The sequence below is a fragment of the Pseudoroseomonas cervicalis ATCC 49957 genome, assembly GCF_000164635.1.
Lineage (GTDB): Bacteria > Pseudomonadota > Alphaproteobacteria > Acetobacterales > Acetobacteraceae > Pseudoroseomonas > Pseudoroseomonas cervicalis.
In genome coordinates, this window is the sequence record NZ_GG770777.1 from 490,724 (window position 1) to 501,075 (window position 10,352).

11 protein-coding genes and 2 pseudogenes are annotated in these 10,352 nt (G+C 72.9%); 7 read left to right on the top strand and 6 right to left on the bottom strand.

The genetic code is table 11. From position 1 onward, the window contains the following. Window positions 1-405 (bottom strand): annotated as a pseudogene (locus tag HMPREF0731_RS24850) (lytic transglycosylase domain-containing protein); the annotation flags it as partial. A 263-nt stretch (window positions 406-668) separates the two neighbouring features. After that, a complete protein-coding gene (locus HMPREF0731_RS02085; RefSeq protein WP_007002345.1) occupies window positions 669-1,532 on the bottom strand; it encodes a uracil-DNA glycosylase in 864 nt (287 codons plus the stop codon). A 134-nt stretch (window positions 1,533-1,666) separates the two neighbouring features. Between HMPREF0731_RS02085 and HMPREF0731_RS02090 the strand changes: the two genes are divergently transcribed. The 4 genes from HMPREF0731_RS02090 (at window position 1,667) to bfr (ending at window position 4,769) form a co-directional block, all read left to right on the top strand. Beyond that, window positions 1,667-2,080: an OmpA family protein gene (locus HMPREF0731_RS02090; RefSeq protein ID WP_007002346.1), complete on the top strand. Its 414-nt coding sequence runs from the start codon at window positions 1,667-1,669 to the stop codon at window positions 2,078-2,080. Beyond that, on the top strand, window positions 2,077-3,903 hold the full coding sequence (gene recQ / locus HMPREF0731_RS02095) for a DNA helicase RecQ (protein WP_051014681.1): 1,827 nt from the start codon (window positions 2,077-2,079) through the stop codon (window positions 3,901-3,903). The genes HMPREF0731_RS02090 and recQ overlap by 4 nt, the downstream gene beginning before the upstream one ends. Window positions 3,904-3,916: 13 nt before the next feature. Continuing rightward, complete coding sequence (locus HMPREF0731_RS02100) at window positions 3,917-4,156, top strand: (2Fe-2S)-binding protein (RefSeq protein ID WP_245538225.1); 240 nt, start codon at window positions 3,917-3,919, stop codon at window positions 4,154-4,156. A 121-nt stretch (window positions 4,157-4,277) separates the two neighbouring features. After that, window positions 4,278-4,769, top strand: coding sequence for a bacterioferritin (gene bfr / locus HMPREF0731_RS02105; RefSeq protein ID WP_007002349.1), 492 nt, complete (start codon window positions 4,278-4,280; stop codon window positions 4,767-4,769). Window positions 4,770-4,836: 67 nt separating this feature from the next. Here bfr and HMPREF0731_RS02110 read toward each other — a convergent pair whose 3' ends face one another. From HMPREF0731_RS02110 to HMPREF0731_RS02125, 4 genes are all read right to left on the bottom strand, one after another. Next, window positions 4,837-6,138, bottom strand: a complete 1,302-nt coding sequence (locus HMPREF0731_RS02110; RefSeq protein WP_007002350.1) for an NAD(P)/FAD-dependent oxidoreductase — start codon at window positions 6,136-6,138, stop codon at window positions 4,837-4,839. 48 nt (window positions 6,139-6,186) lie between these two features. Next, entirely contained in the window at window positions 6,187-6,732 is a 546-nt protein-coding gene (locus tag HMPREF0731_RS02115) for a cysteine dioxygenase family protein (RefSeq protein ID WP_007002351.1), read from the bottom strand. Between the two features lie 18 nt (window positions 6,733-6,750). Continuing rightward, entirely contained in the window at window positions 6,751-7,434 is a 684-nt protein-coding gene (locus HMPREF0731_RS02120; protein ID WP_007002352.1) for a GntR family transcriptional regulator, read from the bottom strand. A gap of 144 nt (window positions 7,435-7,578) precedes the next feature. Then, window positions 7,579-8,583 carry a polyprenyl synthetase family protein gene (locus tag HMPREF0731_RS02125; protein ID WP_051014682.1) on the bottom strand — a complete coding sequence of 335 codons (1,005 nt, stop codon included), beginning with the start codon at window positions 8,581-8,583 and terminating at the stop codon, window positions 7,579-7,581. A gap of 167 nt (window positions 8,584-8,750) precedes the next feature. Here HMPREF0731_RS02125 and HMPREF0731_RS02130 point away from each other — a divergent pair, with 167 nt between their 5' ends. The 3 genes and pseudogenes from HMPREF0731_RS02130 to HMPREF0731_RS24855 form a co-directional block, all read left to right on the top strand. Continuing rightward, complete coding sequence (locus HMPREF0731_RS02130; RefSeq protein WP_007002354.1) at window positions 8,751-8,978, top strand: putative signal transducing protein; 228 nt, start codon at window positions 8,751-8,753, stop codon at window positions 8,976-8,978. Next, window positions 8,975-9,727, top strand: coding sequence for a tRNA1(Val) (adenine(37)-N6)-methyltransferase (locus tag HMPREF0731_RS02135; RefSeq protein ID WP_007002355.1), 753 nt, complete (start codon window positions 8,975-8,977; stop codon window positions 9,725-9,727). Before HMPREF0731_RS02130 ends, HMPREF0731_RS02135 begins: the two co-directional genes overlap by 4 nt. 61 nt (window positions 9,728-9,788) lie before the next feature. Continuing rightward, window positions 9,789-10,352 (top strand): annotated as a pseudogene (locus tag HMPREF0731_RS24855) (hypothetical protein); the annotation flags it as partial.

Consider the following 10,352-nt stretch of genomic DNA (forward strand, 5'->3'; position numbering starts at 1 on the left):
GCGGCGCAGCGTGCGGCCGACCGGCTCGCTCTCCTCCGGCACGGACTCGGCCTCGGGGGCCAGGAACTCGTCGGGCGGCGCCGGCGGGTGCGGCGCGTTGCGCGGCAGGCGGTGGCGCAGCACGCCGTGCAGATAGGCGGCGTCCGGGTGGTCGGCATACTCGGCCAGCCAGGCATACAGCTCGGGCACCGAGGGCTCGGGCGCGCCGGGCTGGCGCCAGCGATCGGCCAGGACATGGCCGAGCAGCCGGCGGTCCTCCAGCCGTTCCGCCTCGGCCTGGGCCTGGGCGAGATGGCCCTCGGCCTGCAGCGCAAAAATCCGCCGCAGCCGGGCGGCGTCGGACGGGGCAAGGGGTTGCGGTAGTCCCGCCACGCCGGCACCGGGCCGTGGGGTGGGGACGCTCATAGCCCGCTCAAGGGGGGCGGTCTCTCCGGCCCGTTGCGCCTGGGCAGGGACCTGAACCCCCACCCAGAGCGACGCCGCGCCGCCAAGCCCGAGGGCGAGGAGGCGCGGACGCAGGGCCATGGTGCAGAACGCTCGCATGGCGGGGTTGGCGTTAAAGAGCATGAACCGACAACACAACTCCGATTGTCGGGACAAATCTCACCCCATGACACAAACCTTACTGAAATCAGGGGTTTGCGCGGGGTGGTTGCATCAAGTCTGGTTTATTTTGTTGGCGGATCGGGCGAATTTTCGCGATCGAGGGTGCGCCGCAGCATCAGCAGGTCGGCCCAGGCCTCGCGCTTGGCGGCGGGGTTTCGCAGCAGATAGGCGGGGTGCAGCGTGGGCAGGGCGGGCAGGCCGCCGGCCTCCTGCGGCAGGTCGTGCCAGCGGCCGCGCAGCCGGGTGATGCCCTCCTTCGCCCGCAGCAGCGCCTTGGCCGCGGTGCCGCCCAGCAGCACCACATGGCGCGGCCGCACGAGCGCGATGTGGCGCAGCACCACCGGCAGGAACAGGGCGATCTCGGCATCCGTCGGCGTGCGGTTGCCGGGCGGCCGCCAGGGCAGGATGTTGGTGATGTAGAAGCCCTGTCCCGGCGCGGCCTGGCCACGATCCAGCCCGATGCTGGCCAGCATGCGGTCGAGCAGCTGGCCGGAGACGCCGACGAAGGGTTTTCCCTGTCGGTCCTCATCGCCACCCGGCGCCTCGCCGATCAGCATCAGCCCGCTCTCCGGGCTGCCATCGGCGAAGACCAGGTTGGTGGCGGTGTCGCGCAGCGGCGATTCGATCTGCTCGATGACGGCGCGCAAGGCGGCGAGGTCCGGCGCGGCGGCGGCCAGCGCCGCGCGCGCCAGCGGGATATGCGCGGCCGGGGGGGCGGCGATGTAGAGCGCGTCGCAGGCCGCGATCACCGCCGCCGCGTCGGGCAGCATCGGCGCCCCGGGCGCCACGTCATGCAGCCGCGCCGCGGCCTCCGGCGACGGGTCCCAGACCCCCGCCAGACGCACCTCCGGATGCGGGAAGGCGGTGCGCAGCAGCCGCTCCCCCATGATGCCGAAGCCGACGATGCCAAGTGCGATCTGGGCCATGCCGCCCCCCTCCTGCTCGCGAAGCCGGCGAAGCTAGGCGAGGTGCGGCGGCCGGGCCAGCCCTGCTCATGGTTGACGCGGCGCCACGCACCGCGCATCCATGCGCCCTCCCCTCTGGATCGGAGACTGCGCGCATGCGTCGCGTGTTCCTCATCGGCTTGGCGTCGCTGCCGCTGCTGGCGGCCTGCACTCTTCCCGGCGAAGCGCCGCCGGCGCCGCCGCCGGTGCAGGTGGTGTTCTTCACCGAGGACAGCGCCGCGCTGGACGAGGCCGCGCAGGGCGTGGTGGCGCAGGTGGCGCGGGCCGCCCAGGCGCAGCCGGGCGCGCCGGTGCAGGTGCTGGGCTTCGCCGATCCGGATGGCGGGCGCGCCTACAACCAGGCGCTCTCCGCCGCGCGGGCCGAGAATGTGGCCGCCGCGCTGCGTGCCCAGGGCATCGCGCCGGCGCGCATCCGCGTGGCGCCGCGCGGGCCCGTGCCCTTCGAGATGATGCCTCTGGAAAGCCGGCGGGTGGAGATCCGCATCGGCCAGGAACAGGTGACGCCATAACCGCACAGGATGTTGCCGCGTGGCAGGACCCGCTCGAGGTCCTGCACCGCGTGTTCGGCCATACCGGCTTCCGGGGCCTGCAGGAGGAGGTGGTCCGCCACGCCGTGGCGGGCGGCTCCGGCCTGGTGCTGATGCCGACCGGCGGGGGCAAGAGCCTCTGCTTCCAGGTGCCGGCGCTCTGCCGCCCCGGGCTCGGCGTGGTCGTCTCCCCCCTCATCGCGCTGATGGAGGACCAGGTCGCGGCGCTGCGCCAGCAGGACATCGCCGCCGCCGCCCTGCATTCCGACCTGCCGCCCGAGGAGGCGCGGGCGGTGTGGCGCGACCTCGATTCCGGCCAGCTGAAGCTGCTCTACGTCTCGCCCGAGCGGCTGACCGGCGAGGGCACGCTGGCGCGGCTGGACGAGATGCGCATCGCCCTCTTCGCCATCGACGAGGCGCATTGCGTCAGCCAGTGGGGCCATCACTTCCGCCCCGAATACCGCGCCCTGCCGGTGCTGGCCGAACGCTTCCCCCAGGTGCCGCGCCTGGCGCTGACGGCGACGGCCGACCCGCGCACGGTGCAGGACATCCAGCGGCAGCTGAGGCTGGAGGACAGCCCGCTGTTCCGCGCCAGCTTCGACCGGCCGAACATCCGCATGGCCGCCCTGCCCCGCGACCATGAGCGCGGCCAGCTGCGCGGCTTCATCAAGCGCGCGGGCGACGGCACCGGCGCCGGGCTGATCTATTGCGGCACCCGCCGCAAGGCGGAGCAGACCGCCGAATGGCTGCGCGCCGACGGGCATGACGCGCTGGTCTTCCATGCCGGGCTGGAGCCGGCCGAGAAGCGCGAGGCGCATCGCCGCTTCGCCCGTGGCGACGCGGTGGTGATGGCGGCGACCATCGCCTTCGGCATGGGCATCGACCGGCCGGATGTGCGCTATGTCGCCCATACCGACCTGCCGAAGAGCCCGGAGAGCTGGTACCAGGAGATCGGCCGCGCCGGGCGCGACGGGCTGCCAGCCGAGGCGCTGCTGCTCTACGGCGCCGGCGATATCGCGCTGGCCCGCCACCGCATCCAGGAGAGCGCCGCCAGCGACGAGCAGAAGCGCGTCGAGCGGCAGCGGCTGGACGCCATGGTGGCGATCGCCGAGGCCTCGACCTGCCGCCGCCAGATCCTTCTCCGCTGCTTCGGGGAGGAGGCGCCGGAGCCCTGCGGCCGCTGCGACATCTGCCAGAACCCGCCCAAGCTGTTCGATGGCACGGTGCCGGCGCAGAAGCTGCTGTCCGCCGTGCTGCGCACCGGGCGGCGCTTCGGCGTCGGCCATGTGATCGACGTGCTGCTGGGCAAGACCACGCAGAAGGTCACGCAGTTCGGCCATGACCAGCTGCCGACCTTCGGTGTCGGCCGCGACCTGCCGGAGACCGCCTGGAAGGGCATCGCCCGCCAGCTGGTGGCGCAGGGCGCGCTGGACGTGGCGGTGGAGAACCATGGCGAGCTGGTGCCGACCGACGCCGCCCGGCCGATCCTGAAGGGCGAGCAGCCGGTGATGTTCCGCGAGGAGCTGGTGGCCCCCGCCCCCGGCGCCCGCAGATCGGCGCGCGGCACGGCGCCGGCCGCCGCCAATGCCGATCCGGTCTTCGCCGCGCTGCGCGACTGGCGGCGCCGGGTGGCCTCGGCCCAGGGCGTGCCTTCCTACGTGATCTTCCAGGACCGCACCCTGGCGGAGATCGCCGCCACCCTGCCCGGGACGCTCGACGCGCTGGCGCAGATCCCCGGCGTCGGCGCCACCAAGCTGGAGCGCTACGGCGAGGCGGTGCTGAAGGTGCTGCGAGAGTGCGAATGACTTGCAAATAGAGTTGCGAACGTCTATCAACCGCATCGTCAGCAACGACGCGGTGCCTTTCATGTATGTCTGCCTCTGCAACGGCCTGACCGACAGCCAGATCCGCGGCGCCATCGCCGCCGGCGCCAACCGGCCGAAAGAGGTCTATGCCGCCTGCAACTGCAACGCGCAGTGCGGCTGCTGCACCGGCACCATGCTCTCCATCATCCGCGACCAGAGCCCGGCCGAAGCCCAGGCGGCGGCCGGCGACTGAGCCTGGCGCGTGGCGATTGAGACCGCCACGCAATTGCATATCTTAAGCAAAAACAAAGGCTTGACCTGAAAGGGTCGGCTCGGCACTCTGCGCCCCATCTTGTCCGGGACGGAGATTCCTCATGCTGCGCGACCCCAAGGTCATCGAGCACCTGAACACCCAGCTCACCAACGAGCTGACCGCCATCAACCAGTACTTCCTGCATGCGCGCATGCTGGACAATTGGGGCGTGACCAAGCTCGGCAAGCACGAATACGAAGAATCCATCGAGGAGATGAAGCACGCGGATGAGCTGATCGAGCGCATCCTGTTCCTCGGCGGCCTGCCCAACGTCCAGCGCCTGAACCAGATCCTCATCGGCGAGAATGTCGAGGAGGTGCTGCGCTGCGACCAGAAGCTGGAGGAGAAGGCGATCGCCGATCTGCGCGAGGCCATCGCCTATTGCGAGAGCGCGCGCGATTTCGTCTCCCGCGACCTGTTCGTGCGCATCCTCATCGACGAGGAGAAGCATGCCGATTTCGTCGACACGCAGTTCGAGCTGATCCGTCAGATCGGCCTGCCCAAGTACATCACGCTGAACAGCGACGCCGCGCCGGACCAGCACAAGGCCTGACGCTTGTCACCCGGCCCCGTCGAGGGGCCGGGCCACGCAGGGGGCGCCGCCCCCTGCCCCGCCGCGCTCAGTCGCGGCCATCCTTCCAGCGGAACAGCGCCTGGTTCCAGGCGACGCCCAGCGGCGCGAAGCCATGCAGCGCGATGCGCCGCAGGCTCTCCACCGGCGCCGCGATCTCGCGCAGCGGCATGCCCAGGCTGGCGCGCGCCATCTCCCGCCCCAGCGCCGTCGCCAGCGCCACGCCGCGGCCATTGCAGCCGCTCCAGCCCAGCACGCCCGGCGCCAGCTCGTAGAGATGCGGCGCCTTGTCGTCGGTGGCAGCGATGTAGCCCCACCAGGCATGGCTGAAGCGGACCGGGCCGAGCTGCGGGAAGACCCGTTCCACCCGAACAGCGATGCGGCGGCGGATGCGGTTGTCCCAGCCCATGGGCAGGATCAGCCCGCCCCCCGTCACCAGCCGCCCCGCCGCGTCGAACCGGAAAAAGTGCAGGTCGCCCTGGGTGTCGGACAGCGCGTGGCCCTGCGGCAGGATGCTGCGGCGGAGATTGTCCGACAGCGGCGCGGTGGCCATCTGGTAGGAGCGCACCGGCACCATGCTGCGCTCGAAGCCCGGCCACAGCCCGGGCGGGGTGTAGGCGTGCGAAGCCAGGATGATGCGCGAGGCGACCACCTCGCCCGAAGGCGTGGTGATGCGCCAGGACGGGCCCTCGCGGGTGATGGCGGTGGCGGGGCTGCCGGTGTGCAGCCGGGCGCCGGCGCCGATCGCCGCCGCCGCCAGGCCGCGCGCGAAGCCCAGCGGGTTGATGCGCCCGCCCGTGCGGTTCTCCCAGCCGCCGTCCCAGAATTCGCTGCCGGACAGAGCCGCGACCTCCGCCTTGTCCAGCAGCCGCACCGGCGCGCCGCGGCGGCCCCATTGCTCGGCGCGCTTGCGCACCAGCGCCATGCGGGAGGGGCGGTGCGCCGGCTGCATCCAGCCATTCTGCACCGCCTCCGCCTCGATGCCGTGCCGGCGGATCAGGTCGAAGACCAGGCTGGCGCTGTCGCGGATCAGCCCGACCAGCTGCTCGCCCTTGTCGCGCCCGCCCAGTTCCGGCGTGACGCGGGCGGCGATGTCATCCGGGTCCAGGCGCGAGAGATTGGGGATGACCTGGCCGTTGTTGCGGCCGGAGGCGCCATAGCCGATCGGCCCCGCCTCCAGCAGCAGCGTGTCGGCGCCGCCCTCGGCCAGGTGCAGCGCGGCGGAGAGGCCGGTGAAGCCGCCACCGATCACCGCCACATCCGCCCGCGCCGGGCCCGCCAGCGGCCGGCTCTCCGGCGGCGGCGGCGCCGTCGCGGCCCAGAGGCTCGGGGGCAGGTCCGGTGCGGTCACGGCGGCGACTCCTGTCAGGCGGAAAACGGCCCCGACAGACTGCGCCGGTCAGCCGGCATAGACCAGATTGACGTCCTCGCCGAAGCGGTCGAAGGCGGCGCCATAGACGTGGATGGAAATCGCCTCGCCGCTGCTGAGATTGGCCAGGCGGTGGATCAGGTGCGGGTCGGCCGGGCCGTGGCAGGTGCTGCCGGGCGGGCGCAGCACGCTGCCGGTCTGCACCGGCTGGCCGCAGGCATCGGGGGTGTAGAAACCCTCGGTCAGGATGCCGGCATAGACGCCAAGCGCGCACCAGGTGCGATGCGCATGCACCGGGCTCATCTGCCCCGGCCGCCAGGCCAGCGCCACCACGGCATAGCCGCCCTCGGGGTCGGCCTGCAGCAGATGCCGCACATAGCGCTCCGGCGAGCAGGGACAGGGCTGGCCATCCAGCAGATCGGGCTCGGCCAGATGCGCGCCGATGGCGGCGGCGATGCGGGCCTCGCGCCCGGCCAGCGCGCTGCGCGCGGCAATGGCGATGTCGGCCAGCATGCGGCGCAGGCTCGGGCTGTGCGTGCGCAGGGCGGGCTCGCTGCGCGGGGCGATGAAGGACATGGGCGGCTTCCTTCGGACTCAGATGACGGTGTTGGAATGCGGCGAGGTCAGCGCCTCCAGCACCATGGTGCGGGAGGCCAGGACCTGCTGGTGCATGATGACGGCGGCATCCTCGGCGCGGCCGAGCGCCATGGCCTCGATCAGCTCGTGATGCTCATGCGCCATCTCGCCGGTGCGGTCGCGCGCGCGCAGGCCGAGGGTGAGCATGCGGGTGCTCTCGTCCAGCAGCCGGTCGATCTGCCGCGCCAGCCGGTTGTTGCCGGCGAGCTCGGCCACCGCGACATGGAAGGCCTTGTTGGCGCCGAGGAAGGTCTGGGTGCTGTCCTCGTCCTCCGGCCGGTAGCCACAGGCGCAGACATTGTCGAGCCGGCGCAGCGCCTCGGCATCGACACGGCCGGCGGCGCGGCGCGCGGCCTCGGGCTCCAGCAGCAGGCGCAGGTCGAACACCTCGTGGATGTCGCGGATGGTGACCAGGGAGACGATCCAGCCGCGCCGCGGCACCGCCTGCACCAGCCCCTCCTCCGCCAGCCGCGCCAGGGCGGCGCGCACCGGCGCCTTGCCGAGGTTCAGCAGCTGTGCCGCCGCCGCCTCGCTCAGCGTCTCGCCGGGCAGCAGGCGGGTGGTCAGGATCTCACGCCGCAGCGCGGCGACGGCCTGCTCGGTCAGCGAGGGCGGAACTTCGACGGGCAGCAGGGCGGACATGACAGGCCATTTCCCATGTCACTGACATGTCACCAACATGCCGAAACGGCCCGGCGCCCGCAAGCGCCCCCGTGGCACGCGCATGAAAAAACCCGGCGACCCTCCGGCCGCCGGGTTCATCACCCTTGGAAGATGCGCCGCGTGTCAGCGCGCGCGGGCGATGCAGAACTCCACCACCCCGGCCAGGGCCTGCTTCTCCGGGCCGTCGGCGAAGGGCGCCAGACCCTGCAGCGCCAGGTCGCCATAGTGGCGGGCGCGGGCGATGGTGTCCTCGATGGCGCGATGGCGGTGCATCAGCGAGAGCGCATGGGCGAGGTCGCCCTCCTCCTGCCGCTTCTCCTCCAGCACGCGGCGCCAGAAGGTCTTTTCCGTCTCGTCGCCGCGGGCGAAGGCCAGCAGCACGGGCAGGGTGATCTTGCCCTCGCGGAAATCGTCGCCCACCGTCTTGCCCAGCCGCTCCTGCTCGGCCGAGTAGTCGAGCGCGTCGTCGACCAGCTGGAAGGCGATGCCGAAATTGCGGCCATAGGCCTCCAGCGCATCGGCCTCGGCCTTCGGCCGCTCGGCCACCACGGCGCCGACGCGGGTGGCGGCGGCGAACAGCGCGGCGGTCTTGCCCTCGATCACCTCGAGATACTGCGCCTCGGTCGAGCTGGTGTCGTTCTGGATCACCAGCTGCAGCACCTCGCCCTCGGCGATGGTGGCCGACGCGCCGCAGAGGATGTCCAGCACCTCCAGCGAGCCATCGGCGGTCATCAGCTGGAAGGCGCGGGCGAACAGGAAGTCACCCACCAGCACGCTGGCCTTGTTGCCGAAGATGGCGTTGGCGCTGGCCTGGCCGCGGCGCAGGTCGCTCTCATCCACCACGTCGTCATGCAGAAGCGTGGCGGTGTGGATGAACTCGACGCAGGCGGCGAGGCCGACATGCCGCTGGCCGCGATAGCCGCAGAGCCGCGCGGCGGCCAGCACCAGCAGCGGGCGCAGCCGCTTGCCGCCGGCCGCGATCAGATGCGCGGCCAGCTGCGGGATCAGTTGCACCGGGCTCTGCATCCGCGCGATGATCTCGCGGTTGCAGGCCTCCAGATCCTCCTGGACCAGGCTGACCAGGGCGGTCAGCGCATCCTCGGCATCCGGGGAAGCAGCGGGGGGAATTGCGGGCGCGGTGCGCGTCGGCGCGGCGGGGAAGCTCACGCGGCCATTGACCTCTGTGCTGGGGCGGGCACCATAGCCACCGGGGTCCGGGCCAGCAAGCTTGCCCCTGGACGCGCGGCGGTGGCCGCCGCGACAACCCCTCTTTTCCCAGCGGAGCACGATCGACCATGCGGGTGGTGGCCGAGAGCCTGGACCCGGTGCGGCTGAGCTTCCTGGCGGCGCTGCTGTCGGATGCCGGCATCCCCAGCCTGCAGCTGGACACCCATGTCTCGGCCCTGCATGGCGGCATCGGCGCCTTTCCGCGCCGGCTGGCGGTGCTGCCCGAGGACCACGGCCGCGCCGTCTCCGTGCTGCGCCAGGCGGGCTTCCCGCCGGCGGAGGAGGCGGAGGCATGAGCCTCGCCGAGCCCGAAGCCTGCACCGAGGACCGGCTGCTCGGCGGCCGCGTGGCCCTGCGCCAGCCGCGCCAGGGGCTGCGCGCCGGGCTGGACGCGGTGATGCTGGCCGCCGCCATCCCCGCCCGCCCGGGCGAGACGGTGCTGGAGGGGGGCTGCGGCAGCGGCGCCGTCTTCCTCTGCCTGCTGGCGCGGGTGCCGGGCCTGCGGGTCGTGGCCATCGAGCGCGACCCGGAACTGGCGGCGCTGGCGCGCGAGAACGCGGCGCGCAACGGCCATGCCGGCGCGGTCGAGGTGCTGGAGGGCGACATCGCCGACCCGGCGCTGCGCCGCGCCTGGCCCCGCTGCGATCACGCTTTCGCCAATCCGCCCTATTGGCCGGAGGGCAGCGCGCCGCCCGTGGCGCTGCGCGCCGGCGCCACCCATGCCGGGGACGGCCCTGGCCTGGACGCCTGGGCCGCCGCCCTGGCGGCGCCGCTGCGCCATCGCGGCAGCCTGACGCTGGTGCTGCCGACCGCCCGTTTCGCCGGGGGTGCGGCCGCCCTGCGCGGCGCAGCCTGCGGAGAAATATCGCTTTTTCCGCTCTGGCCGCGTGCCGGGCAGGAGTCGCGCCGGGCCCTGCTGCGCGGGCGGCGCGGCGGGCGCGGGCCGGACAGCATCGCGCCCGGGCTGGTCCTGCACGAAGGGCCGGGCTGGTCGGAGGCGGCGTCTGCCGTGCTCGGCGCCGGCGCGGCGCTGGAGTGGCGCTGACGGCACCGCCCATGGCGCCGCCAATTGCACCGCCCTGGGGGCTGCTCTACGAGGATGCGCCATGAGCCTCGACCTCGACCCCGCCCTTTCCGAAGCCGACACGCTGCTCGCCGCCGCCGACCAGCGCCGCGACGCCGCGTCGTGGAGCGAGGCCGCCGAGCTCTATGGCCGCGTCGTCGCGCTGCGGCCGGAGGCGTGGCCGCTGATGGTGCAGCAGGGCCATTGCCTGAAGGAAGCCGGCTATCTGACCGAGGCGCTGGCGCGCTACCAGGATGCCGAGCGGCTGGCGCCCGAGGATGCCGACCTGCAGCTGCAGCTGGGCCATGCCAACAAGCTGCTCGGGCAGCGGCGCGAGGCGGCGCAGCACTACGCCCGCGCCGTGACGCTGGACCCCGGCAACGCGGATGCCTGGCGCGAGGCCTCCGCCACCGCTGCCTGGCTCGAGGGCCCGGCCGAGACGCGCATCGCGCCCGTGCCGGCCAGCGCCCCCCTGCCTGAGCCCGCCCCGGCGCCGCCGACCCCGGAATTGCCGGCCGAGGCGCCGCAGGAGACTCCCGTGGTGGCGGCGGAGGCGCCGCCCGCCGTGGAGCCGCCCCCGGCGGCGACGCTGCACTATCACGACCCC

Bases quoted from the DNA above. Each gene is read 5' to 3' on its own strand.
- HMPREF0731_RS02085 (WP_007002345.1), bottom strand. From the start codon at position 1,532: ATGGCCCAGATCGCACTTGGCATCGTCGGCTTCGGCATCATGGGGGAG.
- HMPREF0731_RS02120 (WP_007002352.1), bottom strand. From the start codon at position 7,434: ATGTCCGCCCTGCTGCCCGTCGAAGTTCCGCCCTCGCTGACCGAGCAG.
- HMPREF0731_RS02135 (WP_007002355.1), top strand. From the start codon at position 8,975: ATGAGCCTCGCCGAGCCCGAAGCCTGCACCGAGGACCGGCTGCTCGGC.
- HMPREF0731_RS02115 (WP_007002351.1), bottom strand. From the start codon at position 6,732: ATGTCCTTCATCGCCCCGCGCAGCGAGCCCGCCCTGCGCACGCACAGC.
- HMPREF0731_RS02090 (WP_007002346.1), top strand. From the start codon at position 1,667: ATGCGTCGCGTGTTCCTCATCGGCTTGGCGTCGCTGCCGCTGCTGGCG.
- HMPREF0731_RS02130 (WP_007002354.1), top strand. From the start codon at position 8,751: ATGCGGGTGGTGGCCGAGAGCCTGGACCCGGTGCGGCTGAGCTTCCTG.
- bfr (WP_007002349.1), top strand. From the start codon at position 4,278: ATGCTGCGCGACCCCAAGGTCATCGAGCACCTGAACACCCAGCTCACC.